This window comes from Colwellia sp. MB02u-9, from assembly GCF_014077085.1.
GTDB lineage: Bacteria > Pseudomonadota > Gammaproteobacteria > Enterobacterales > Alteromonadaceae > Cognaticolwellia.
The window spans coordinates 151976-175721 of record NZ_JACGVF010000094.1 but is presented as its reverse complement, the minus strand read 5'-3'; the positions used below and the strand labels follow the sequence as shown (position 1 = coordinate 175721).

The following is a 23746-nucleotide window of genomic DNA, read 5'->3' as shown; positions in this document are numbered from 1 at the left end:
TAATCCTTAAATTTATATAATATTTTGTGTATTTATCAAGGGTTGGCTATGCATCAATAGCCACTAATTAGTCTTTACGTTCAAAGCGTGAGCTACGTAAACTGTCTTTAACTTTCTTCAAGTTGTCTCTAAATTTTGTCCCGCGACGCAGGGTAAAACCGGTCGCCAAACAATCAATTAAGGTTAGCTGGGCAATACGTGATGCCATTGGCATATATAAGTCGGTATCTTCAGCAACCTCAACTGATAGTACAATATTACATTCTTTGGCTAATGGTGAGCCTGCTGTTGTTATTCCTATGACAGTGGCATCATTTTCACGTGCTAAACTTGCCACATCAACCAAAGACTTAGTTCTGCCGGTATGTGATATCACGACGACAACATCACCTTGGCAACTATTTATAGCACTCATACGTTGCATTAATATGTCATCAAAATAGACGACAGGCACATTAAAGCGAAAAAACTTATTTTGTGCGTCGTGTGCGACAACCGCAGAAGCACCTAAGCCAAAAAAAGAAATTTTATTGGCTTGAGTTAATAGGTCAACAGAGCGATTTATGGTGGAACTGTCTAAACTTTTACGCGCTAACTCTAGGTTCGCCATGGTTGATTCAAAAATTTTTGAAGTATATTCTTCAGCGGTATCATTTTCATCAACATGGCGATTGACGTAAGGTGTGCCATTAGCCAAACTTTGTGCTAAATGCAGTTTAAAGTCAGGATAGCCTTTAGTGTCGAGTCGTCGACAAAAGCGATTTACCGTGGGCTCACTTATATTAGCTTGTTTCGCCAAGGCAGCAATACTGGCATGTATAACCGTTTCAGGTGATGATAATATAACGTCTGCCACTTTACGTTCAGATTTACTGAAAGTCTCTAACTCGTTGGCGATTTTTTCTAATATATTCATTACGTTTAAGCCTTCGCGTGTTACTTAACTGGTTAATTACCGAGCAAATAAAGGGTAACTGTAATTTATTTTCTGCCTTAACAACAGAAAATATGAAAATTTATTTCATATTTTCGACTAATATAAAACAAAAGTACTGAATTTTGCAAACATTTAATCCATTTTCATACTAAAGTCGTCTTGAAGTGGTTATTTTTAAATGAAATGGAAAGAATGTAATAATATTACAAAAAAGAGCTTTACTGACGAGGCTATAGCAGATAAATTAGCCTCATATGTAGTTTAGTTACAGTAAAATAAATAATTGAGAATACACACTATGAAAAACATAGATTGCCCTTTAGCAAGCGAGATTGTTATTTTTGGTGCGTTGGGAGACTTATCTCGTCGCAAACTTTTACCTTCTTTATATCAGTTAGAACTTGCCGGCCTGTTGAGTGATAACACCCGCATTATTGCTGTTGCTCGAAATGAACTAACACTTGAGCAATTTACTAAACAAATAGATGAAAGCTTAAATGAGTTTATACCTGAAGCATTAGATGTTGCAGCCTTGACCAAGTTTTTAGCTAGGCTTGTTTATCAACAGCTTGATTTTAAAGACCTTAAATCATACAAGCAATTAGCCGAAAGCTTATCACCCGCATCGGGTGCGAGAGTTTATTATTATTCTACACCACCCGCTATTTATGGTGATATTAGTCAAGGTTTAAAAACGGCTAAGTTAATCAACGATGCAGACAGAGTCGTGATGGAAAAACCTATTGGTCATTGTTTAGAATCGTCTAAAGTGATTAATGATCAGGTTTCTCGTTACTTTAATGAAAATCAAATTTACCGTATTGACCACTATTTAGGTAAAGAAACGGTATTAAATTTATTAGTGCTGCGTTTTGCCAATAGCCTTTTTACCAATAATTGGGATAGAAACAGTATTGACCATGTGCAAATTACCGTTGCAGAGAGTGTTGGTATCGAAGGGCGTTGGGGTTTTTATGATGAAGCAGGGCAAATGCGAGATATGGTGCAAAACCATTTGTTGCAAGTACTGTCGTTAGTTGCCATGGAGCCACCCGCTGAATTAAGTGCTGACTGTGTCCGTGATGAAAAGCTAAAAGTGATCAAAGCGCTTAAACCTATTACTCGACAAAATGTTAAAGATAAAACCGTGCGTGGACAATATGCGGATGGTTATTTAAATGGTGTTGCTGTCCCTGGGTATTTGAACGAAGAGGGTGCAAAAGCCAATAGTAAAACAGAAACTTTTGTTGCCATTAAAGCAGAGATAGACAACTGGCGTTGGGCTGGCGTACCTTTTTACTTGCGAACAGGTAAACGTATGCCGCAAAAACACAGTGAAATTGTAGTCCATTTTAAACAACAAGCTCATAATATTTTCAGTGAGAGTTATGCCGATTTACCGTCAAATAAATTGACCATTCGTTTGCAACCGGACGAAGGTGTTGAACTTGAAATGATGAATAAAATTCCGGGTATCGCTTCGCAAATGCAAATTCACGAAAACAAACTTGATTTAAGTTTTTCTAAAGCTTACGACAACCAACGTGTTGTTGATGCTTATGAACGCTTATTGCTTGAAGTTATTAAAGGTGATCAATCTTTATTTGTTCGTCGTGATGAAGTTGAAGCAGCGTGGCAATGGGCTGATAGTATTATCGAAGCATGGCAAGCAACCAATGAAGCACCTAAACCTTATGCAGCTGGTTCATGGGGACCCGTTTCATCAATTTCTTTAATCGCACGCGATGATCGCCAGTGGGTGGAATAATGTATCAAATTAATGAATTCGAACAACGTGAATTATTAGACGAAGCACTAGCAGATAAAGTTGCCGCGTTATTAACGGCGGCGGTGGACAGTAAAGGCAAAGCGAGTATCGCGGTCTCGGGTGGCTCAACACCAAAAGGTTTTTTTCAAGCCTTATCAAAGAAAAAGCTAGCGTGGGAAGCTATAACTATTACCTTAGCGGATGAACGCTGGGTTGATATTGACTCAAGTGATAGTAATACTAAATTAGTGCATGAATACCTCATGCAAAATGAAGCGGTAAAAGCTAAGTTTTTCTATTTAAAACAAGGTGAAATCCTTAGCGATGAAACCTTAACTGATTTAAACCTAGCAGCAAACCAGCAGTTATTGCCATTAGATGTACTTATTTTAGGTATGGGTGAAGATGGTCATACTGCCTCGTTATTTCCTTGTAGTGATGAAATAACGCAATGCTTGGCCAAGGATAGCCAAGCATTATTGAAAGTAACACCAAAAACGGCGCCACATCAGCGAATTAGTTTTAGTTTTGCTGCCTTAGCACAAAGCAAAAATACTTTTTTACACATTAGCGGTATCAGTAAAAAACAAGTATTGGCTAAAGCTATTGCCGGACAAGTATGTAAAGAAATGCCGATCAGGGCTTTTTTACAAGCACCAAACATTAATACACAAGTTTATTGGGCCAAGTAATTATGAATAAAACAGTTATGAATAAAAATATTGTACAGATCACACAACGTATTATTGATCGAAGTAAAGCAAGCCGTGCGGCTTACCTTGAAAAGATAGCGGGTGAAAAATCAACTACTGTACATCGCGCTAGTTTATCTTGTGGTAACTTAGCTCATGGTTTTGCTGCTTGTGGTAGCGATGACAAAACGACATTACGTGGTGTTAATCATTCAGACGTTGCTATTATATCTGCTTACAACGATATGCTTTCAGCGCATCAACCGTACGAAAACTACCCAGCCATTATTAAAGCTGCTGTTAAAGAAACCGGTGGCGTAGCCCAATTTGCCGGTGGTGTACCTGCGATGTGTGACGGTGTTACACAAGGTCAGCCAGGTATGGATTTAAGCTTGATGAGCCGAGACGTTATTGCTATGTCGACTGCTGTTGCACTGTCGCATAATATGTTTGATGGCGCACTGATGATGGGTATTTGCGATAAAATAGTACCTGGATTAATGATTGCCAGTATGACTTTTGGTCATTTACCTACCGTTTTTGTACCCGCTGGCCCAATGCCTTCTGGTTTGCCTAATAAAGATAAAGCCCGTGTTCGTCAGCAATATGCTCAAGGTGAAGTGGGTAAAGAAGAGTTATTAGAGGCAGAATCTGCGTCTTATCACACCGCCGGTACTTGTACATTTTTTGGTACGGCAAACTCTAACCAATTAGTGGTTGAAGTGATGGGTTTACATCTACCAGGCGCTTCTTTTATTGCCCCCAATACACAATTACGTGAAGAATTGACCAAAGCTGCAGCACGCCAAGTTACGCGTTTAACTCAGCAATCTGGCAATTATATGCCGATAGGTAAAATGGTTGATGAGCGTTCAATTGTTAATGCTATTGTTGCCTTGTTAGCCACCGGTGGTTCAACGAACTTAACTATGCATATCATCGCCTTTGCCAAAGCGGCCGGTATTATTATTAATTTCCAAGACTTTAATGATTTATCTGACGCTGTACCACTATTAACGCGTATTTATCCCAATGGTCATGCTGACATTAATCAATTTCAAGAAGCGGGTGGCATGGCATTGTTATTCAAAGAGCTTATTGATGCTGGTTTGGTACATGAAGACGTTGAGACCATCTGCGGTCGCGGCTTGACTCGTTATACCCAAAGACCTGTATTGGAAGATGGCAAATTAGTTTGGATCGACGGCGCAACTAGCTCAGGCGATGACGAAATTATTGCTACCGCTGCAAAACCTTTTAGTAGCCATGGTGGCTTAAAGGTTATGAAAGGTAATTTAGGTATTTCAGTGTTGAAAACGTCATCACTGCGCGAAGGTAGCTTTGTGATTAAAGCACCTGCAGTTGTTTTTGAAGATCAACACGAACTTGATATTGCCTTTGATGCTGGCGAGTTAGAAAAAGACTTTATTGCTGTTGTTCGCTTTCAGGGGCCAAAAGCCCGTGGTATGCCTGAACTACATAAATTAACGCCACCATTAGGGGTTTTACAAGATAAAGGCTTTAAAGTTGCTTTAGTTACCGACGGTAGAATGTCTGGCGCTTCAGGTAAAGTGCCGGCCGCTATTCATTTATGTCCAGAGGCGTTAGATGGTGGCTTAATTTCAAAAATTAAAACCGGTGATATGATCTTACTCGATGGCGAAAGTGGCGAGTTAACTTTGTTAGTTGATGATGCTGAACTAGCAAAACGTAAAAATGCTATTTTTGAAGTTAATGGTCATCATCAAGGTATGGGGCGTGAATTATTTGGCTTTATGCGTCGTAACTTAAGCTCAGCTGAAACCGGTGCATGTTCACTGTTTGATGATGATTTTCAAGGCGAGCGATAACCATGTCCGATAGTGAGATAAATATTATTGCTGATATTGGTGGCACCAATATGCGCGTGGCGTTAGTCGACGCGCAAGGTAATATTGCTAACATCACCATTTATGCTTGTGCCGATTACACGAGTTTAGCCGAGGTATTAACCAACTATATTACACAGCAGCAATTAGTGGGTAAGAACGTTAATGCTTGTTTAGCTATCGCTTGCCCAGTAGATAAAGATCTTATTGTGATGACTAATCTACCTTGGCAGTTTTCACAAACACAACTCAAAGCAGAGTTACAGTTTAACGAATTGGTGCTAATTAACGACTTTACTGCGATAGCTCATGCTATTCCGCATTTAGGTGCTGCGCAAAAGGTGCAAATAGGTGCTGGTGATGTTGTAGCAAACAAGCCCATTTCTATTTGTGGTGCTGGTACGGGTTTAGGCGTAGCTAATTTAATCGCCATCGATTCTGGTTGGCATAGTTTAAGCGGTGAGGGTGGTCATGTAGACTTTGCCCCCGTGGATCAACAAGAAGTTGCCATTTTACAATTTCTTTCAAAAAAATATGCCCGTGTTTCCTACGAGCAAGTATTGTCAGGACTAGGTATTGAACAAATATACCAAGCTTTGAGTTTCGAAAAAAATGGCGAGATAACAAAATTATTAGCAAAAGAAATCACTGAAAAAGCGCTGGCAGGCAGTTGTTCATTGGCCGTGGAAACCTTAGCGCAATTTTGTCGAATTTTAGGAAGTTTCGCCGGTAACCTAGCGTTAACGCTTGGTAGTTATGGCGGTGTTTATATTGCAGGTGGTGTTGTTCCTCGCTTTATCGAATTTTTTGCTAGCAGTGAATTTAGGCAAAGATTTGAACAGAAAGGGCGTTTATCGAGTTTTAATCAACCTATTCCAACATTTGTTGTCACTGAAGAACAACCTGGTTTGCTTGGTGCATCAGCATATCTTAACCAATTTATGTCAGAAAAAGCTAATGACATCATCCAAAAAAAATAACACGAAAAGGCATTAAGAATAATTATGACATTATCAAATAATTGGCAAATACAGCCAAAAGATCTATTTGCTATGGGTCCGATAGTTCCGGTTTTAGTGATAAAAGATGTTAAAAATGCATTACCTATTGCAGAAGCATTGTTAGCAGCGGGCATAAAAGTGCTAGAAGTTACCTTGCGCACACCTGCGGCATTAGAAGTGATCAGCATCATAGCTAAAAATTTACCCGAGGCCATTGTTGGTGCGGGCACTGTAACTAATCGAGATTTATTACAAAAGTCTTACGAAGCTGGCGCAAAGTTTGCCATTAGCCCAGGACTAACAAAAGATTTATTAAAAGCAGGTAAAGAAGGTAATATCGCCTTAATTCCGGGTATTTCTTCTATTTCTGAATTAATGGATGGCATTGATTGTGGTTATGATCATCTTAAGTTCTTCCCTGCGGAAGCATCGGGTGGTGTCAAGGCGTTGCAGTCAATTGGCGGACCATTTCCTGATATTAAATTTTGTCCAACCGGTGGTATTAACTTAAATAATGTTCGAGACTACTTAGCCTTACCCAATGTTTCATGTTGTGGTGGTTCTTGGTTAGTGTCAGATGAAATTATTAAACAAGGTAATTGGCAAGAAATTACGCGTTTAGCAAAGCAAGCACTAGCGCATGTAAAATAATAGCCATTGGGCTAACTAAGAACGGATAAAAATTAATTTATCAGTAAAAACCAGGCATTGCCTGGTTTTTTTTGCTTAAAATATAAAACAAAAATAATAACAATATCAGGTTTCACTGCGGTAGTTTATTTGTAACTGATAAAACTACAGATCTTTTTTGTTGTTTTATTACATATTTAAAGACAATAATCGCACTACTTAACATTACACTCGCTAGTGCCCAGTGATGAATAGTGATGATTATTGCAAGTAAATGAGGTTAACCAAGAAGTATTGTCTTTGCAATGAAGTGAGTTTTTGTAACTTTTAAGTCAGGATCTTAGGAGGGGAGACAGCCAATAAAAAAGCCAGAATTCATCTGGCTTTTTTAGTCGTTTATTAGCGGACAAACAAAGGCTTATTGTGTTGAAACATAGGTCGCTAAATCTAAAATTTTGTTGGAATAACCAATTTCATTATCATACCAAGAAACTACTTTCACAAAAGTATCTGTTAACGCTATGCCGGCAGTAGCATCAAATACTGAGGTACATCTTTCGCCAATAAAGTCGTTAGATACTACCGCATCTTCGGTGTAGCCTAAAATGCCTTTTAGCTCACCTTGTGATGCTGCTTTCATTGCGCTACAAATTTCTTGATAACTGGCTGGCTTTTCTAAGTTGACAGTTAAATCAACCACAGAAACATTAGGCGTTGGTACGCGAAATGCCATACCCGTTAATTTACCATTTAATGCAGGGATAACCTTGCCAACGGCTTTAGCGGCACCTGTTGATGATGGAATAATGTTTTGTCCAGCACCACGACCACCGCGCCAGTCTTTAGCTGACGGGCTATCAACTGTTTTTTGTGTTGCTGTGGTGGCATGCACTGTGGTCATTAAACCATCTTTGATACCCCAGTTATCATTCAACACTTTTGCGATAGGCGCTAAACAGTTTGTGGTACAAGACGCATTAGAAACAATGTCTTGTCCGGCATATTCAAGATGGTTAACACCCATAACAAACATTGGTGTATCGTCTTTTGACGGTGCAGAAAGTACCACTTTTTTAGCGCCGGCTACAATGTGCTTACGCGCTGATTCATCCGTTAAAAACAAGCCAGTTGATTCAACAACAACGTCAACCTCAGCTTCATTCCATTTTAGGTTTAGTGGGTCGCGTTCTGCGGTAACACGAACATTTTTGCCATTAACGACTAAGTGGCCATCAACAACATCAACAGTGCCGTTAAACCGGCCATGAGTAGAGTCATACTTAAGCATATAAGCGATGTAATCAACGTCAATTAAATCATTAATAGCGACTACTTCAACATCTGCTCTGGCAAATGCTTCTCTAAACACGAATCGACCGATACGACCAAAGCCGTTGATCCCTACTCTAATTGTCATAATAAAACCCTAAAATCAAACTTTAAAAATTAATGTAGTAAAATTACACCATTTTATAAAAATTACAAGTTATAACTCGACATAAAGCAATAAATATTGATTTAAACCTTGTTTTATTGCGTATTGTTACTAAAATGTCGGCTATTAAACATAGCCTAGCTAAAAATATTTATTTATTGGCTTTTCCATAAGGTTATTATTTTTCTATGATGATGATGGCATAATGCCTCTATCTATAATTTTTTTGGACTTTTTATGATACAGAACAACAGTGCATGCGATATCGGCTTTATTGGTTTAGGTGTTATGGGCAAGAATTTAGTGCTTAATTTAGCTGATAACGGCTTTAGTATCGCCGCCTTCGATCTTGATATCAGTAAAGTTGAAGATGCCATTACTCAAGACAAGGCTGAAAGTGGTTTATCAACAGCACGTGTTATTGGTTGTTCGTCTTATACTGAATTACTTTCTCGCTTAAAACCACCACACCTTATCGTACTATCAGTGCCAGCAGGCGCACCGGTTGATCAAGTGTGTGAAAGCTTGATTGGTGCCGGTATTCAACCGGATGATATTGTTATTGATACAGGTAATAGCTTATGGGTTGATACCGTTGCACGCGAGAAAAAATATAAAAATAACTTTATTTTATTTTCTTCAGCTGTTTCAGGTGGTGAAGTGGGGGCGCGTTTTGGTCCGGCACTAATGCCTAGTGGTTCACCCTACGCATGGGCAAGAATAAAACCTATTTGGCAAGCTATTGCTGCAAAGGTTGATGCAAAAACGGGTAAACCCATTGAACGCACTAAACCAGGTGAAGTTGTTACTGAAGGTGAACCCTGTGCTGCCTACATTGGTCCAGCGGGTGCTGGGCATTATGTGAAAATGGTGCATAACGGCATTGAGTACGCTGATATGCAAATTATATGTGAAGCATATCAAATGCTGCGTGACGGTTTAGCATTAAGTAGTGATGAAATTGCTGATATTTTTGAAATGTGGAATGGCGGCCGATTAGAAAGTTATTTAATGGAAATATCGGTCGAGGTTTTACGTCATCGAGTGGGTGAAGAAAAAACACCGTTAGTTGACTTGATCTTAGACAAAGCGGGTCAAAAAGGTACCGGACTTTGGACTGCGGTAAGTAGTTTAGAATTAGGTACACCTGCGCCCACTATTGCTCAAGCGGTTTTTGCTCGCTCTATTTCATCTTTTAAAGATTTACGTGTGAAAGCTTCAGGCATATTATCAGGTCCAGAAGTCGTGATACTTGCAGGTGAAGAAAAACAGGCGTTTATTGAACAGTTACATGATGCTATATATAGCGCAAAAATATGTGCTTATGCACAAGGTTTTCAATTAATGAAACTCGCTGAGCAAGAGCATAATTGGCAGCTTAACTTTGCTAGTATTGCCAAGATTTGGCGTGCGGGCTGTATTATTCGTGCGGCATTTTTACAGTCAATCACGCAAGCATTTGAGCGAAATCCTGACCTAGATAATCTACTTTTAGATGATTTCTTTGCTGAGCAATTAAGTCTACATCAATTGAACTGGCGAAAGTCGGTGTCTAATTCTGCTTTGATGGGGATCCCAACCGGGGCAATTTCATCTGCATTGTCATATTATGACTCTATACGTTGTGCTGTGCTGCCGGCCAATTTATTACAAGCACAGCGTGACTTCTTTGGCGCTCATACTTTTGAGCGTATCGATAAAGCCACAGGTAAAAAGTATCACGTTAATTGGTCAAGTGAATCACGTAATATGCAGGAAATTAATTAAGTATAGCTGTATATCAACCCGAGTAGGCTCTGGCTCTACTTGGGTAATCGTTAATTTGGCTAGCGCTTTATTCAAAAAACGGGCTTGCCAGTAATCGCCAAATTAGGTACGTGGCGCCTTAAACTCACCTTCAATAATGTTGTTTAAGGTTTTTTTCGCTACTCGGTCTAAAAATTCAGTGTTTAAGTTATTGCCTTTAAAGTAACTGACGAAAGTTTCATGGCTGATATTGCTATCTTTTGGACTATATAAATATAATATTTTTGACCAGATATAAGCTTGCTTATGCTCTTTTTTATGGGCAAAAATACTGGCAAGAGACTGAAATATCTCGGTATCTATAGCTGCATCGCTTGGGTAAAGTTCTAGTGCATGATAGAGCAAGTTTAAGGTTTTGGTGATATCATGTTTCGCGTAATAGCTCGCTAAGTTGATTTGTCGGTTGGGCTTTTCTAATAATTCATTTCCTTCTAAGGCAATAAATTTATTTAGTGAGTGCTCATTTAAGTAGCGCGACCAATGAAAGAATAACAGGTCAGGGTGTTCAGAATTTTGCGTAGCAAGTGCTAGCGCTTTAATTTTAGCCCGCGCCTTAACCACATTATCAATGCGTATGGTTTTCTTAACTTTTAGCTTAATATGCTCAATTTTAGACGCATGCAGCATGCATTTTTCATAGCCTTCGTAGGCAATTAACTGCTGATATTTGTTGCTATCGTTAGCATCATTTTTGTCTGCCAAATTAGCAAAGCCCACCTCGACACGCTCTCGTTTACACCAAGTGTCTTCTTGAAATTCTTGACAAATTTTTGTATGTTCTTCACATAACTCAGCAAAATTAGGTCTGTTTTCACAGGCCATTAATGTGAAAAAAAATGTGCAAAAAAGCAAAATCAGCACTAATTTATTAAATTTCATCTTTTTCTCTATTTATCCCAGAAAAATATTTGTAACTGGTGGCGAAATAATTCATGTTGGATTACAATATGCGCCGCATTCAGTAATTAGTTATTGCTAATTACCTCTTTACATTAATAATAACCCATCACTCAATTGACTGACATAAAAAGGTTTACGCAATGACTTCTCTTCTTGAAGAACAATATCTAGCTAGTTGGCAGGAACGTCAAACATTCGCTGAAAACATGCAGCCGATTATCGGACAATTATTTAGAAATGACGGTATCGAAATTTCAATTTACGGTCGCACACTAGTCAATGCTTCTGCCATCGACATCATTAAAGCACATAAATCAGTGGCTTTACACGAAGAAAATAAATTGCGTTTACGTGAAAGCTCTCCCTTTATTCAAGTTTTAGCTAGTATGTCATTAGCACCTGCGCGTATCGACGTAGGTAAGTTAGCTTACCGTTATTTATTTAAAGGTGAAGCGAATGGTTTGTCAATTGAACAATTTTTAGAAAAAGAATTAGCCACCATCACTAAAGATACCGACGTACAAGAATCTAAAGACGTGGTACTTTACGGTTTTGGTCGTATTGGTCGTTTGTTAGCGCGTTTATTAATTGAACGTGCCGGACCCAACGCTAAGCTTAAGTTACGCGCCATTGTTATTCGCCCTGGTAAAGAAGATGATTTAGAAAAACGTGCGAGCTTACTGCGTCGTGATTCAGTGCACGGTGCCTTTAACGGTAGTATTACCATTGATAAAGAAAATAACGTTATTAAAGCGAACGGTGCTTTTATTCAAATTATTTATGCTAAATCACCCTCAGAAATTGATTACACCGCTTATGGTATCAACAACGCTTTAGTGGTTGATAATACCGGGATTTGGAGTGATGAAGAGGGCTTAGGACAGCATTTACAATCAAAAGGTGTTGCTAAAGTTTTACTCACCGCACCGGCTAAAGGCGATATTAAAAACATCGTATACGGCGTAAACGAAGATATGATTTTAGCAGAAGACACCATGATTTCTGCAGCAAGTTGTACTACCAACGCGATCACGCCGGTACTTAAAGCACTCAATGATGAGTTTGGTATTCGCAATGGCCACGTTGAGACGGTACATTCATATACTAATGATCAAAACTTAATTGATAATTACCATCCTGCGCCGCGTCGTGGCCGTAGTGCACCATTAAATATGGTGATCAGTACTACGGGTGCCGCTAAAGCGGTAGCAAAAGCATTACCTGAATTAAAAGGTTTGTTAACGGGTAATGCGATTCGCGTTCCTACGCCAAACGTTTCAATGGCTATTATGAACTTGAACTTGAAAAAAGAGACCAGTAAAGCAGAATTAAACGATTATTTACGTAAAATCTCTTTAAACTCTAAATTACAAAATCAAGTTGATTACACCGCTTCTACTGAAATTGTATCCACTGACTTAGTCGGTTCACGTTACGCTGGTGTTGTTGATTCACAAGCAACGATTGTTGATGGTGATCGCGCTGTACTCTACGTATGGTATGACAATGAGTTTGGTTATAGCTGTCAGGTAGTGCGTGTGATGTTAGCAATGTCAGGTATTGATGTACCCACATTACCCTTTACATAACTAGCGATAGTTAATAAAATCAATAGCGAATAAAATGTAAAATTAGCTTATTCGAATATGCGTTTACCTTGTAGGTAAGCGCTTTTTTTTGCCAATCAATATGAAAAATCTCTTCGGTTTAATACCGGTTTAATACCCGTTTAATTAAGTATTTTACTTTTTAATAAGGAAGAGTGACTAAATACAAGGCATAAAATTTGATAAAGAGTTACGCGGCTATAAATTTTATAACCTTGTAGTTTTTAATTTTAAACATTAAAACCAAGCAGATAATTAATTATCTCAGCGATTTAAGCTCATTGGCGAGATAAGACCAGTTAAATACACCTAGCCGGTTTGGGCAAACCTGCATACTTAGTGGCTTGTTTAGCAGGCCCTTCTTTAAACAAGCGATATAAATAACGACTGCTGGCCTTTTCTTCGCCAAACTCTGCTTTCATCGCTTTGGTTAGAGCTCGAATAGCAGGTGACGTATTGTAAGTTAGGTAAAACTGCCTAACAAAGCGAATAACTTCCCAATGGGCTTCTAGCAGCTCAATATCATCATTTTTTGCGAGTAACATGGCAACATCTTCGTTCCACTGCGTAAAATCGAGTAAATAGCCTTGTTTATCGGTGGCTAAGCTTTTGTTGTTATATATTATTGTCATGACCAGGTAATTGAATTGTCGTGTTTAAAAAGTAGCGCTACTACTTCGGCTAAGGTGATGGGTATAAATAATTTATTATTAGGGCATTGTGCGCGAGCGTTGGCGTGTTGGCTTATAAAATAAAGCGTTATGTCTTGCTGCTCGGTTAGCTTACTAAGCAATAGGGCATGACTGAAATTATAACAACCGTCATCGATTAATAATATACTGTCTTGTGGCAAAATCATGTCAAGGCATTGTGTTAATGCACTGCTATTAAAGCCTGAGTTTCTAATAAGGTGTAGCATCGCCATGTTAAAACCTGTAAATCACGTTGTGCTGGTGTAAGCGTTGACTAAACACTTCGTTTGATAATACTTGTATATTGTTAATATGAAAATGTGCGCTTAAGTTGCGCTCGGTTAATGACTGCTGGCAAACATAAATATTTTCAATATCGTAAAATTCAAGTGCTGAAAATGTTTTTAGGTAGTCTTTAATATCAATAGCTGAGGCATTTTGATCCCCGATCACCTGAAATACCCCATCACCTAAAAAGAACAGCGACGTGGCTTGCTCGTACGAGCCAAATATCAATGCGGCGTCTAGTGCTTCTTTACCGGCGGCATTCGAAAAAGGCGGCTGGGTATTTATAATGGCGATAGTTTTATCACGTGGTTGATTTTCTGACATTATAATTGCACCACACGTTCGGCTTTACTGGTTAACTCCACTAACTCACCTAAACCCGACACTGTAAATGCTGAGTCTATATTTGAGCTTTCGTGGTTATTTAGCTCGTCACTTAAACCACGTTTTTCTGCGGCAGTAATACATAAATATAACGGCACATTGTATTCGCTATTAAGTTGTTGCCATTGTGCTAGTGTTTGAAATTCATCACTGGGTATTGATAAATATTTAGCGGCATTTAATACGCCGTCTTGATAGAAAAATACCCCTATGATGCTTACACCACTATCAAGCGCTGCTCTGACAAGATTAATTGCCGTTGTTGTTAAATTACTGTTGGGCGGGGTAGTCACCACTAAAGCCAATCTATTTTGCATATTCTGCTTTTCGCCTTAATTAACGTTATTTAAACACAGCTAATAAAAAAGCCTCAATATAGAGGCTTTATAATTTATACATAGAGTATAAACAATTATTAATCATAGTTAATGATTTTTAACTGCTAATTAGTCATCGTTACCTAAAACCCCTAATAGGCTTAATAAGTGCACGAAGATATTATAAATATTCAAGTATAGCGAAACAGTTGCACGAATGTAGTTTGTTTCACCACCGTGAATAATGCGGCTTGTATCATATAAGATCAAACCAGACATGATCATAATAATTGCAGCACTAATAGCTAACGACAGCGCAGGAATTTGGAAAAATATATTTGCTACCATGGCAATAACCGCAACGATTAAACCAACCATTAAAAAGCCACCCATAAATGAGAAGTCTTTTTTGCTGGTTAACGCATAGCCAGAAAGTGCAAAGAAAATTAATGCTGTACCACCTAATGCTTGCATAATTAATGAAGCGCCGTTAGGCATTGCCGCATAATAGTTAAGCATTGGGCCTAATGAGGCACCCATTAAGCCGGTGAAAGCAAAAATCCAAAAAATACCACTCGCTTTATCAGCGTTTTTATTAACAACAAATAATAAACCAAACGAAACTAAGGTCATTATTAGGGCTGCCATATGAGACAAGCCCATTGCCATAGAAATAGCAGCAGTTACGGCACTAAACGCCAAAGTCATCGAAAGCAACATATAGGTGTTTCTTAATACCTTGTTAATTTCAACCGCTGAACTTCGACTAGCATTTACACTAGTATTTGATTGCATAATATTTCCTCTAAGTATGCCAATTCTATTTTTTAGATATGGGCTATTGTTAAATAGTTCAAGGGTAAATCAAATATTTAACCTTCACATCATCACTTGGGTGATAATCAATTATAAACCACATTGACATATTATGGCACGGTGTATTTTGAAATACTATCTTTAACCTTGTTGAAATTTTGCAATAATTTGTGAGCGTTTGTAACAGTCATCGCTATGATCGTTAACCATGCCACAAGCCTGCATATGCGCATAACAAATGGTTGAACCAACAAACTTAAAGCCCCGCTTTTTCAAATCTTTGCTCCAAGCATCAGACTCTTTAGAGGTAGCAGGGTAATCGTTTAATGCAGCCCAATGATTGACAATAGTTTTATGGCCAACAAAGCCCCACATATAGTGGCTAAAGCTGCCAAACTCTTTTTGAATATCGATAAATATTTTAGCATTATTAATCACCGCATTAATTTTACCTCTGTGGCGAATAATAGCGCGGTTAACTACTAGCTCTTCAACTTTAGCATCAGTAAATAGGGCAACAAGGTTAACGTCAAAGTTAGCGAAGGCGGCACGGTAACCATCGCGACGCTTTAAAATCGTATACCAACTTAAACCTGCCTGTGCTGATTCAAGCATTAAATATTCAAATAATTGTTGATCATCAAAAACAGGAACACCCCATTCATTATCATGATAAGCAACATAATCGGGTTTTGTTGTATCTAACCACGGACATCGACAAAGGTTTTCTTCACTCATAAGTTTTCCTTCAACATGAAAATTTACTGAATTTGCTTAAATAAATGACAAATCGTTGATTTTTTTAGCAAACAAACTGTTTTATAGAATAAATGCTTTACAAGACAATTTCGAGCCTTTACTATGCGTTTCGTTCTCAAGCAGTAATGCTTTTGAACACTGGAGAGATGGCTGAGTGGTCGAAAGCACTGGTCTTGAAAACCAGCAAGGGTTTATAGCCCTTCTAGGGTTCAAATCCCTATCTCTCCGCCACACTATAAAAAACCGCTAATCGAAAGATTGGCGGTTTTTTTTCGTCTAAAATTTAGTGAACTACGACAAGGTAAGGTTTATAGCCCTAATCTCGAGTAGTGTTCAACTCCCAATCTCCAGTTATAAAGTAGGTTAGTCCATGGCTAGTGCATTATATTTAATACTGACTGTCGTCAAAGCCTACAGCCAGTGTTTAATTGAGATGACTTAAAAGTGCGCAGAGCGAAGGTAACTAATTTTCAGATATAAAATTGGCCTTTCAGTTTAAAGTCGTCGTTCACTGTAAGTAAGTTAGTGAATTAGCCAAAGGAGTGTATTTTAGACCTTAGTTATTAAATATTGTGCATTGAAATAATCTGTTCGGCTATTTCATTCATCGTAGAGCCAATGACATCTGGTTTTAGAAATAAGGGATTATAAGGTGCCCCCGTCCTGTCTATATAAGCCGCTTTTAAACCTGCACTTAATGCTCCATGCGTATCCCAGTCATGAGCTGCCACTAAACGTAATTTATCAGCTGTTGTATCTAATTGTTTGCTTGCAAATGCATAAGCGTTTACTGAAGGTTTAAAGGTACCTGCCGCTCCTACGGAGATTAACTCGTCAAAATAGCTTGTTAAGCCAGCATTAAGTATTTGAGTGGTGAGTAGGGCTTGAGATGAATTAGATAAAGCAACAAGGCGAAATCCAGCTTTACGTAATTTAGTTAATGCAGCTTGTATATCTTCATGTGGTGCCAGGTTTGCGAAAGTAGCGAGTATGTCATTGCCTTCTTTTTCAGATAAAAGAATTTTTTGTTTTGCGGCTAAAGCATCGAGCGCTATCTTAGCCAGACTAGCAAAATCTGTTTTTACCCCAGTGACTAAACAAACGGTTGATGAGTGCAATAGCATCGAAAACCAGGTGGCGGTATAACTCTCATCGCCAAATACAGCGTTAAATTTAGGCTTTAAGCTAGCTAAATTTAGTACCGTTTCATTAATATCAAAAAGTATTGTTTGCTCATGCATGTGCTAGTCCTTTTTAAATGGATAATGGCTAAAAAAATCTTCAATCATAGCCTCAAGTTTATTTTTATCATCATCGATTTTAGCAAAGGTACGCAGGCCTGCTATTTGAATTTGTACACGGTTTGAGAGATCGCTTGAATTTTTGTCTTTATCTATTTCCCCCATTGCCTGAGACTCTTCAATGAGATTGACGAATTGATTCGCTATTTCGCCCAAATAGGCCTTGGTTGTATCAATAAGGTTTTGGTTATCTTCTGTCAGCTCGCCAATGGTTTTCGCTAACATACACATTGCATTTGGAGCATCATTTTTGGTGTCAATTACCTGAATTTTAACAAAGGCTTTTAACGCCTCAATAGGTGAGGAATGTTTACTACGGCATAGTGTTAGATGAGCAAGTGCCATATCGGTATAGTGTCTTAAGGCCTCTGTAAATAAACCATCTTTACTGCCAAAAGCGGCATAGATACTGCCCGGGCGCATATCTATTTCGTCTTGTAAACTACGCATGGAAGTTGCGTGAAAACCTTTTTTCCAATAAAGATTGGTTGCTTTATCAATCACCTTTTGGCGATCAAACTTAGCTGTTTTACTCATGCATAAGCCCATAAAAACATAACTGAACGATAGTTCAATTATGCGTGTAATCTCCCCTTGAGTAAAGCACGATATTTATTTACTGATTGTTTAATTAAAATTTAAAAATAATGATTTAAGTGCTAGATCACCCAATTTGAACGATTGTTCAATACAGCTTATTGAACAGTCGTTCAATAAGCTGTATAGTTATTTTATAAACAACCTAATGTCACCTAAGTTAAAAGTATTAAGGAAACAATATGAACAACCAATATCAACCACCTAAAGTATGGACCCATGACGCAGAAAGTGGTGGTAAATGGGCGAGTATCAACCGTCCTGTTTCTGGAGCAACACATAAAAAAGCACTACCCGTTGGCAATCATGCGCTACAACTATATTCAATGGGTACGCCTAATGGTCAAAAAATAACGATTATGTTAGAAGAGTTATTAATGCTAGGCAAAGATGCACAATATGATGCTCACATGATTCGAATTGGTGAGGGTGATCAATTTTCATCTGGCTTTGTCGATATAAACCCTAACTCTAAAATACCTGCACTCATTGATATGGCAAACGAAGATAACGCGCCTATTTTTGAGTCCGCATCTATATTATTTTATCTTGCTGAAAAATTTGGCGTATTACTCCCTAAAACTGGAACTAAGCGTACACAAGTCATGAATTGGCTATTTTGGTTACATGGTTCGGCGCCATATTTAGGGGGTGGTTTTGGTCATTTTTATAGTTATGCCCCAGAAAAATTTGAGTACCCCATTAATCGCTTTACCATGGAAACCAAGCGCCAATTGTCTGTATTAAACAACCAACTGGAAAATAATGAATTTATTGCGGGTGATGAGTTAAGTATTGCTGATATTGCGATTTGGCCTTGGTATGGCAACTTAGTTCTAGGCAACCTTTACGACGCAAAAGAGTTTCTTAACGTAGAAGAGTACCAACACCTCAACCGTTGGGCAAAATCTATGTTAGCTCGTCCATCATTTCAGCGTGGTCGTATCGTTAATAAGAATTGGGGTCATGAGTGGGAGCAGCTTGAAAATCGTCATAGTGCAGAAGATATTGATAAGGTATTGGCATTAAATCCTAACGAGAATGACAATTTAGAGGTTAAATAATGACTAAAAAAATTAAACTAGACATCATTTCTGACGTGGTTTGTCCGTGGTGTATTATTGGCTATAAGCATTTAGAAGCAGCAATCGTTGAATTAAACCTGCAAGAGCAAGTTGAAATTGAGTGGCAACCCTTTGAGCTTAACCCAGACATGCCTGCTGAAGGAGAAGAACTGCGAGCACATGTGGCAAGAAAATATGGTTCATCAAAAGCCGATAGTGATAAGGCAAGAGACAATATCGCACAAGCGGGCGCTGAATACGGCTTCAAGTTTAATTATTTTGATGACATGAAAATCGTCAACACATTAGATGCGCATGTGCTACTTGATTATGCACACCAAATCGGCGTGCAAACAGAGCTTAAAATGCGTCTGTTTTCTGCATTTTTTACTGAAAATAAAGATGTGTCGAAGCGAGATGTGCTAATTAAAGAAGCAGAAGCCGTGGGTATTACTGCCGAACAGTCGCAAATGGCACTCTCTAATGATGAACTTATAAGTCGAGTCAAGACACTTGAAGCGCAATGGAAAAAAATGGGCGTGAGCGGTGTGCCAACGGTTATTTTTAATCGTACAAGTGCTCTCACGGGTGCTCAACCTCAAGAAACATTTAAGCAAGTCTTACAAGAGCTATTAGATCAAGAAGAAAACAGCAACACTGCATAGTATGTTTATTACAGGTGGTGCGGTTCACTCTTTTTCAAGAGTAAAACTGCACCAAACGCCTAAAATGCCAATGCTTTTGGTTAAATATCTCATGAACTTAACATCTCTTCCCATAAGTTCTTAGTTCCTGCTGCCATTTTATAAAAATAACATCTCTGAATGCAACAGCGCGTAACGAGATCATTTTTCTATCAGTGAACGCCATATAGGCGTTACCACTGGGGGCATTGAATCTTGGGCAATACAGCAGTTAACTTTCCGGTTGGTATTAATGGAATTTATGCTGCTTTGGGCATTAAACGAATTCCTGCGCCACTAATTTCTTAGAGATTTGGATTGATACTTTATGTCAGCAAAAGCCGGTATTATTTTATTACTGTGGTAAGGCTTTAGCTGGATTACAAAGCACCCACCGATAAGATTTCACCTTACGACATGTGCCTTGACCTAGCTTTGCTAACGATTGTACAAGAGATATAATTGTATAATCGTTTGCTCTTGAACGAGTTAAGTCATTTTGTTGAAATGACATTTATCATTTGAATATTACTTGCCATTATCGTTGCTTCAGTTGGTTTTACCGCAATTCACCAGATTACTTGAACTTAAATATATTCAAGTGTTAGATATCCCTGATGAATATCAGTATATGGATGAAGCGTTAATCGATATTTTGGAGCAGTCTGTTAGTGCATATCTAGGAATAGCTAGATATTGATTTACTTTAAGTTAATGATATTAGTATGTATTTTATAACAAGTGTGTTTAGATAGTTACTGATAGCGTTTATTATAGAATTAACGGGCTATTAAAGGACAAAACTAGCTATTAGTTACCAATATGGAAGTAAGTATTAAATGGATTTATCAATTTACCTCAACATGATGATCAGTGCCGCTTGGTATTTAATCCCGATCTTCATATTTGCTATCCTCATAAAATCAGCATGGTTCAAAGGCGTTTTGGGTGAGTGGCAAGTTAACTTACTCATTAAGTTTTTCTTAGATAAAAATCAATATCACCTTATTAAAAACGTAACCCTGCCTACTTTTATGGATGGTAAAGAGCAGGGAACCACTCAAATCGATCACATCATCGTATCAAAATATGGCATCTTCGTCGTTGAATCCAAGAACATGAAGGGTTGGATCTTTGGTAGTGAAAACCAAAAGCAATGGACCCAACAAATCTTTAAGCACAAATCAAAATTTCAAAATCCACTTCACCAAAATTATAAGCATGTCAAAACGTTAGAATCTTGTTTGAGAATAAAGAGTGATACCCTATTTTCAGTCATTATCTTTATTGGTGACAGCACGTTTAAAACCAAAATGCCGGAGAATGTAAGATTTGCACGTGGTGGCATTAACTATATAAAAAGTAAAACTGATATCGTTTTTAATAATGAAGATGTGGCTAGCATTGTTGAAAAGATAGAAAGTGGCAGCTTAGAGCGAAGTTTTAAAACAAACCGTCAACACGTTAAACATGTCAAAGAAATAGTAAAAGAAAAATCAGATGTTAAATCTTGTTCGAAGTGTGGTGCTGAGATGGTATTACGTAAAGCTAATAAAGGTAAAGATGCAGGTAATGAGTTTTGGGGATGCAGTGCGTTTCCTAGGTGTAGAATTATTATCGCGAATTAGTGAATTTCTTCTAGGTAAGGAAATTTTCGTAAAAGGTTTATAGTGACTTGATTGTGCGCTTAGGAGACCTTAGCCTCAAAATTTTTGCCCTATATTTTCTAATGGTTTTATATGATGTTACTGAGGAGACTTAGTAACATACATCTGCCAGTCCATGTATCAAGTTAAATTGTTGAGAATAAGTCTGCTAATGCACGTTTAAGGCAGGGGGATTACCGAGAAGTTTTTTATAATATACTATTAGCTTTATTTAGCATCATTGACTGTTAGTGATTTTTAGGTAGAATCAAGGGGTTAGTGGATTTAGGCAGAAGTCTGGAGTTCGATTCTCCAGCTTAGCATTCTGGACATAATAACTGTACTCGCATTTGTAGTTATAACTTTAAATTACATAAGCAATTCGTTGGTTTCACGTACAACAATTAAAAGAGGAGGTTTTATGGAAAGATTAAAACAAAACGTAAAAAGTATCACAGCTTCGGTAGTAAATGGAGCGAGTGCGGTTTGTTCAAGTGTTGTAGCAACTGGGTTGACAACAGGGTTGAGTTCAGAGGGCTTACGTTCTTTGGACTTCTACCTAAATCCATTAACTTTGTAGAATTCCTCCCCTATTTTAGCCAATTATCACTTAGCCCTCATTGCTGTGTTGGTATGCAGTTTAATCATCAAAGTTCTTAGCTCTATCTCAAATATACACATAATTTTTATTAGGCTTTAGGCTCACAAGGGTAATGTTATTTGCTGAAGGGTAGCGACCAAATCCACAAACTTAAGCGCTGGGAATAAACACTGTATAAACACTTAGTGAGGTGTTCGTTATTTAACCCTTAGATGATATAATCGGTATTGTGATGGAGGTGTCATTGTAGGTTGCACTGCAATACTGTCATAGGTTACGACTATTAATAAAAAAAGGTGAAACAAAATGGCCACATCAAAAAGTATTACAGGTAATGAAGACGGAAAAAATGCTGAAAATCAAACTTATACTATCATTGGCAGAGGTGATGTATCTCGGGCTAAGTTAGCAAAAGAGGTTGATAAAGGTCAGCACCAAGGGGTTCATACTTATCAGCGTAATGGCGTTAAGTATGTAAGAGCAAATCCTAATAGTAACGCTACTGATAATATAGAAAAATAATAGACTTTAGCTACTAAGAGGGACTCTTGAAGGAGTTTCTTTTTATTACTTATTCTTAGGTGACCTTTCACCTTTCACCTTAAAACTTACAATAATAAAACTAAGGTTAATAAATGGCTACTGGTGATATCACTGCATCAATTCTGAAAATAGTTTCTGCTATAGCATCAACTAAGGCAGCTTTTAAGTTTATCTTTATAGCTTTACTCCTAGTGCTTCTCTATATTTTTGTATACGCTCCATTGATTTCACTAGGCATACCAAGTGAGGCTATCAACTCAGTAATACCCTTAGTAAGCGTTGGAGTTAGTGTTTTGTTTGTGGAACTAGGTAGTTATTATATTTCTAAATATGAAAAGTCAAATGAACTGACAGAGAAAAATAAACTAGCCGAAGAAGCTAAAGCATTAAATACTCAAAAAGAGCAAGACCTACAGCAGGTTAGAGTTGATGCCTTTAAACATGCTTTTCCATATTTATCATCCACCAGCAAATCCTTATTATGGAAAGGGTTTAATCAAGATTACCTATTACAGCCTTATGGTGATGACTTTAATAACTATAAGGAATTGCTTGACCATGATGCCATAGTATTAAAAGCTTTTGTTAATCAGCGCAAGAGCCTGTATATGCTTTCACCTGTACTGAAGGCATATATTGAAAAAGAGTATGAAAACAAGATTGTTAAAGATGTCTACGACTTTAAAAGCAATTTAAGTCCGAAGGCAGAGGAGCTTTTAAATATATTTGTTAACCCGAACAAGGAGTCAAAGTATAATTTTGATTCTTTTCATCTACTAAAAAACAGCCCTTTGTTCTATGGTAATTTTTCTAAAACCCCCCTTTCAGTTAAAATAGAGATTAAAGAAAGTTATCGAGAGCATGTACTAGGCTTCTTCGAAGATACCTTTGGAGATGTAGCTGAAGCTGTATATGAAGCTAATCTAACTGCATCTCAGCTGTACATAGAGGAATAGCAACTGATGGCTCCTAATATCAGTTACATAGTTGCTACAGTTATTCCCGAGTCTGGAAAACCAAGATATTGAGGTAGTCTAATTTATTAGGCTGTTACAATTCAGTTATAAGGAGTATTAACAATTTTAACACACACAAGTGATTGATATATAAAATTAAATTCCACCTAAATCACTAGCCAACAGTTAGTTTTGGTTCGTTCCTCGCACATATTAGCCGACTATTATTTAGCCCTTATTAAGGCGTTATCGATACAAAATCTAATATAACCAGTCCAATTAGCTGTAGTAGCTAATGTCCGCAAAGTGGCAACTACCGACCTTATCGATTGTACTATTATGTCAGGGCCTATTTTCTAAATTGTCAGATCAGATATAAGCTACTACATTTAAGTTGAGAACTTCATTTCCAGTAATAACTACTCAAGTGGCAATTTTACTGAATAAAACCAGTG

At 37.9% G+C, this 23746-nt stretch carries 24 protein-coding genes and 1 tRNA gene; 14 read left to right on the top strand and 11 right to left on the bottom strand.

Features of this window, described 5'->3' with window-relative positions:
- Positions 1-67: 67 nt before the first annotated feature.
- Positions 68-916: a MurR/RpiR family transcriptional regulator gene (locus H4J65_RS09465; protein WP_182197841.1), complete on the bottom strand. Its 849-nt coding sequence runs from the start codon at positions 914-916 to the stop codon at positions 68-70.
- A 319-nt stretch (positions 917-1235) separates the two neighbouring features.
- Here H4J65_RS09465 and zwf point away from each other — a divergent pair, with 319 nt between their 5' ends.
- Genes zwf through H4J65_RS09440 form a run of 5 tightly spaced genes read left to right on the top strand, consistent with a single transcriptional unit; the run spans position 1236 to position 6917 of the window.
- Complete coding sequence (zwf, locus tag H4J65_RS09460; RefSeq protein ID WP_182137903.1) at positions 1236-2705, top strand: glucose-6-phosphate dehydrogenase; 1470 nt, start codon at positions 1236-1238, stop codon at positions 2703-2705.
- Positions 2705-3397 (top strand): 6-phosphogluconolactonase, encoded by a 693-nt coding sequence (pgl, locus tag H4J65_RS09455; RefSeq protein WP_182197838.1) that lies wholly within the window; start codon positions 2705-2707, stop codon positions 3395-3397. The genes zwf and pgl overlap by 1 nt, the downstream gene beginning before the upstream one ends.
- Positions 3398-3414: 17 nt before the next feature.
- Positions 3415-5247 carry a phosphogluconate dehydratase gene (gene edd / locus H4J65_RS09450; RefSeq protein WP_182138012.1) on the top strand — a complete coding sequence of 611 codons (1833 nt, stop codon included), beginning with the start codon at positions 3415-3417 and terminating at the stop codon, positions 5245-5247.
- A gap of 2 nt (positions 5248-5249) precedes the next feature.
- Positions 5250-6245 carry a glucokinase gene (locus H4J65_RS09445; RefSeq protein WP_182197836.1) on the top strand — a complete coding sequence of 332 codons (996 nt, stop codon included), beginning with the start codon at positions 5250-5252 and terminating at the stop codon, positions 6243-6245.
- Between the two features lie 24 nt (positions 6246-6269).
- The gene (locus H4J65_RS09440; protein ID WP_182197834.1) at positions 6270-6917 is read left to right on the top strand and encodes a bifunctional 4-hydroxy-2-oxoglutarate aldolase/2-dehydro-3-deoxy-phosphogluconate aldolase; all 648 of its coding nucleotides are present in this window, start codon (positions 6270-6272) and stop codon (positions 6915-6917) included.
- A 397-nt stretch (positions 6918-7314) separates the two neighbouring features.
- Here H4J65_RS09440 and gap read toward each other — a convergent pair whose 3' ends face one another.
- Complete coding sequence (gene gap, locus H4J65_RS09435) at positions 7315-8313, bottom strand: type I glyceraldehyde-3-phosphate dehydrogenase (RefSeq protein WP_182137907.1); 999 nt, start codon at positions 8311-8313, stop codon at positions 7315-7317.
- A 255-nt stretch (positions 8314-8568) separates the two neighbouring features.
- Between gap and gndA the strand changes: the two genes are divergently transcribed.
- A complete protein-coding gene (gene gndA / locus H4J65_RS09430) occupies positions 8569-10098 on the top strand; it encodes an NADP-dependent phosphogluconate dehydrogenase (RefSeq protein ID WP_182137908.1) in 1530 nt (509 codons plus the stop codon).
- Between the two features lie 102 nt (positions 10099-10200).
- Here gndA and H4J65_RS09425 read toward each other — a convergent pair whose 3' ends face one another.
- The gene (locus tag H4J65_RS09425; RefSeq protein WP_182197833.1) at positions 10201-11016 is read right to left on the bottom strand and encodes a DUF2989 domain-containing protein; all 816 of its coding nucleotides are present in this window, start codon (positions 11014-11016) and stop codon (positions 10201-10203) included.
- A gap of 161 nt (positions 11017-11177) precedes the next feature.
- Here H4J65_RS09425 and H4J65_RS09420 point away from each other — a divergent pair, with 161 nt between their 5' ends.
- Positions 11178-12626, top strand: coding sequence for a glyceraldehyde-3-phosphate dehydrogenase (locus H4J65_RS09420; protein ID WP_182197832.1), 1449 nt, complete (start codon positions 11178-11180; stop codon positions 12624-12626).
- A gap of 317 nt (positions 12627-12943) precedes the next feature.
- Here H4J65_RS09420 and H4J65_RS09415 read toward each other — a convergent pair whose 3' ends face one another.
- The 6 genes from H4J65_RS09415 to H4J65_RS09390 all read right to left on the bottom strand — a co-directional run bounded on the left by H4J65_RS09415 (position 12944) and on the right by H4J65_RS09390 (position 15879).
- Positions 12944-13276 carry a TusE/DsrC/DsvC family sulfur relay protein gene (locus H4J65_RS09415; protein ID WP_182137911.1) on the bottom strand — a complete coding sequence of 111 codons (333 nt, stop codon included), beginning with the start codon at positions 13274-13276 and terminating at the stop codon, positions 12944-12946.
- Positions 13273-13569 (bottom strand): sulfurtransferase complex subunit TusB, encoded by a 297-nt coding sequence (tusB, locus tag H4J65_RS09410; protein ID WP_182197831.1) that lies wholly within the window; start codon positions 13567-13569, stop codon positions 13273-13275. Before tusB ends, H4J65_RS09415 begins: the two co-directional genes overlap by 4 nt.
- Position 13570: 1 nt before the next feature.
- Complete coding sequence (gene tusC / locus H4J65_RS09405; RefSeq protein WP_182197830.1) at positions 13571-13948, bottom strand: sulfurtransferase complex subunit TusC; 378 nt, start codon at positions 13946-13948, stop codon at positions 13571-13573.
- On the bottom strand, positions 13948-14325 hold the full coding sequence (gene tusD / locus H4J65_RS09400) for a sulfurtransferase complex subunit TusD (RefSeq protein WP_182184838.1): 378 nt from the start codon (positions 14323-14325) through the stop codon (positions 13948-13950). The genes tusC and tusD overlap by 1 nt, the downstream gene beginning before the upstream one ends.
- A 129-nt stretch (positions 14326-14454) precedes the next feature.
- Positions 14455-15120 carry a Bax inhibitor-1/YccA family protein gene (locus H4J65_RS09395; protein ID WP_182137915.1) on the bottom strand — a complete coding sequence of 222 codons (666 nt, stop codon included), beginning with the start codon at positions 15118-15120 and terminating at the stop codon, positions 14455-14457.
- 162 nt (positions 15121-15282) lie between these two features.
- Complete coding sequence (locus H4J65_RS09390) at positions 15283-15879, bottom strand: DNA-3-methyladenine glycosylase I (RefSeq protein WP_182137916.1); 597 nt, start codon at positions 15877-15879, stop codon at positions 15283-15285.
- Between the two features lie 161 nt (positions 15880-16040).
- On the opposite strand from H4J65_RS09390, the gene H4J65_RS09385 reads away from it, so the two are divergent.
- Positions 16041-16131: transfer RNA gene (locus tag H4J65_RS09385), tRNA-Ser, on the top strand.
- Between the two features lie 332 nt (positions 16132-16463).
- On the opposite strand, the gene H4J65_RS09380 is transcribed toward H4J65_RS09385, so the two are convergent.
- Together H4J65_RS09380 and H4J65_RS09375 are read right to left on the bottom strand one after the other, a co-directional pair.
- Positions 16464-17141, bottom strand: coding sequence for a haloacid dehalogenase type II (locus H4J65_RS09380; RefSeq protein ID WP_182197829.1), 678 nt, complete (start codon positions 17139-17141; stop codon positions 16464-16466).
- A gap of 3 nt (positions 17142-17144) precedes the next feature.
- Entirely contained in the window at positions 17145-17738 is a 594-nt protein-coding gene (locus H4J65_RS09375) for a TetR/AcrR family transcriptional regulator (protein ID WP_182197828.1), read from the bottom strand.
- 242 nt (positions 17739-17980) lie between these two features.
- On the opposite strand from H4J65_RS09375, the gene yghU reads away from it, so the two are divergent.
- The 6 genes from yghU to H4J65_RS09345 all read left to right on the top strand — a co-directional run bounded on the left by yghU (position 17981) and on the right by H4J65_RS09345 (position 23291).
- Positions 17981-18862, top strand: a complete 882-nt coding sequence (gene yghU / locus H4J65_RS09370; RefSeq protein WP_182197827.1) for a glutathione-dependent disulfide-bond oxidoreductase — start codon at positions 17981-17983, stop codon at positions 18860-18862.
- The gene (locus H4J65_RS09365; RefSeq protein ID WP_182197826.1) at positions 18862-19527 is read left to right on the top strand and encodes a DsbA family oxidoreductase; all 666 of its coding nucleotides are present in this window, start codon (positions 18862-18864) and stop codon (positions 19525-19527) included. The genes yghU and H4J65_RS09365 overlap by 1 nt, the downstream gene beginning before the upstream one ends.
- An 857-nt stretch (positions 19528-20384) precedes the next feature.
- A complete protein-coding gene (locus tag H4J65_RS09360) occupies positions 20385-21173 on the top strand; it encodes a nuclease-related domain-containing protein (RefSeq protein ID WP_182197825.1) in 789 nt (262 codons plus the stop codon).
- Positions 21174-21612: 439 nt separating this feature from the next.
- Entirely contained in the window at positions 21613-21771 is a 159-nt protein-coding gene (locus H4J65_RS09355) for a hypothetical protein (RefSeq protein WP_182197823.1), read from the top strand.
- Between the two features lie 327 nt (positions 21772-22098).
- Entirely contained in the window at positions 22099-22314 is a 216-nt protein-coding gene (locus tag H4J65_RS09350) for a DUF3892 domain-containing protein (RefSeq protein ID WP_182197820.1), read from the top strand.
- Positions 22315-22427: 113 nt separating this feature from the next.
- Positions 22428-23291, top strand: coding sequence for a hypothetical protein (locus H4J65_RS09345; RefSeq protein WP_182197818.1), 864 nt, complete (start codon positions 22428-22430; stop codon positions 23289-23291).
- Positions 23292-23746: the final 455 nt, after the last annotated feature.

Excerpts from the sequence above, each read along its gene's own strand:
- H4J65_RS09395 (WP_182137915.1), bottom strand. The coding sequence starts at position 15,120 with ATGCAATCAAATACTAGTGTAAATGCTAGTCGAAGTTCAGCGGTTGAA.
- zwf (WP_182137903.1), top strand. The coding sequence starts at position 1,236 with ATGAAAAACATAGATTGCCCTTTAGCAAGCGAGATTGTTATTTTTGGT.
- H4J65_RS09465 (WP_182197841.1), bottom strand. The coding sequence starts at position 916 with ATGAATATATTAGAAAAAATCGCCAACGAGTTAGAGACTTTCAGTAAA.
- gndA (WP_182137908.1), top strand. The coding sequence starts at position 8,569 with ATGATACAGAACAACAGTGCATGCGATATCGGCTTTATTGGTTTAGGT.
- H4J65_RS09440 (WP_182197834.1), top strand. The coding sequence starts at position 6,270 with ATGACATTATCAAATAATTGGCAAATACAGCCAAAAGATCTATTTGCT.
- H4J65_RS09360 (WP_182197825.1), top strand. The coding sequence starts at position 20,385 with ATGGATTTATCAATTTACCTCAACATGATGATCAGTGCCGCTTGGTAT.
- H4J65_RS09445 (WP_182197836.1), top strand. The coding sequence starts at position 5,250 with ATGTCCGATAGTGAGATAAATATTATTGCTGATATTGGTGGCACCAAT.
- H4J65_RS09350 (WP_182197820.1), top strand. The coding sequence starts at position 22,099 with ATGGCCACATCAAAAAGTATTACAGGTAATGAAGACGGAAAAAATGCT.
- H4J65_RS09355 (WP_182197823.1), top strand. The coding sequence starts at position 21,613 with ATGGAAAGATTAAAACAAAACGTAAAAAGTATCACAGCTTCGGTAGTA.
- H4J65_RS09420 (WP_182197832.1), top strand. The coding sequence starts at position 11,178 with ATGACTTCTCTTCTTGAAGAACAATATCTAGCTAGTTGGCAGGAACGT.
- tusB (WP_182197831.1), bottom strand. The coding sequence starts at position 13,569 with ATGGCGATGCTACACCTTATTAGAAACTCAGGCTTTAATAGCAGTGCA.
- H4J65_RS09380 (WP_182197829.1), bottom strand. The coding sequence starts at position 17,141 with ATGCATGAGCAAACAATACTTTTTGATATTAATGAAACGGTACTAAAT.
- edd (WP_182138012.1), top strand. The coding sequence starts at position 3,415 with ATGAATAAAAATATTGTACAGATCACACAACGTATTATTGATCGAAGT.
- H4J65_RS09425 (WP_182197833.1), bottom strand. The coding sequence starts at position 11,016 with ATGAAATTTAATAAATTAGTGCTGATTTTGCTTTTTTGCACATTTTTT.
- H4J65_RS09345 (WP_182197818.1), top strand. The coding sequence starts at position 22,428 with ATGGCTACTGGTGATATCACTGCATCAATTCTGAAAATAGTTTCTGCT.
- H4J65_RS09390 (WP_182137916.1), bottom strand. The coding sequence starts at position 15,879 with ATGAGTGAAGAAAACCTTTGTCGATGTCCGTGGTTAGATACAACAAAA.
- yghU (WP_182197827.1), top strand. The coding sequence starts at position 17,981 with ATGAACAACCAATATCAACCACCTAAAGTATGGACCCATGACGCAGAA.
- pgl (WP_182197838.1), top strand. The coding sequence starts at position 2,705 with ATGTATCAAATTAATGAATTCGAACAACGTGAATTATTAGACGAAGCA.
- tusD (WP_182184838.1), bottom strand. The coding sequence starts at position 14,325 with ATGCAAAATAGATTGGCTTTAGTGGTGACTACCCCGCCCAACAGTAAT.
- H4J65_RS09365 (WP_182197826.1), top strand. The coding sequence starts at position 18,862 with ATGACTAAAAAAATTAAACTAGACATCATTTCTGACGTGGTTTGTCCG.
- gap (WP_182137907.1), bottom strand. The coding sequence starts at position 8,313 with ATGACAATTAGAGTAGGGATCAACGGCTTTGGTCGTATCGGTCGATTC.
- tusC (WP_182197830.1), bottom strand. The coding sequence starts at position 13,948 with ATGTCAGAAAATCAACCACGTGATAAAACTATCGCCATTATAAATACC.
- H4J65_RS09415 (WP_182137911.1), bottom strand. The coding sequence starts at position 13,276 with ATGACAATAATATATAACAACAAAAGCTTAGCCACCGATAAACAAGGC.
- H4J65_RS09375 (WP_182197828.1), bottom strand. The coding sequence starts at position 17,738 with ATGAGTAAAACAGCTAAGTTTGATCGCCAAAAGGTGATTGATAAAGCA.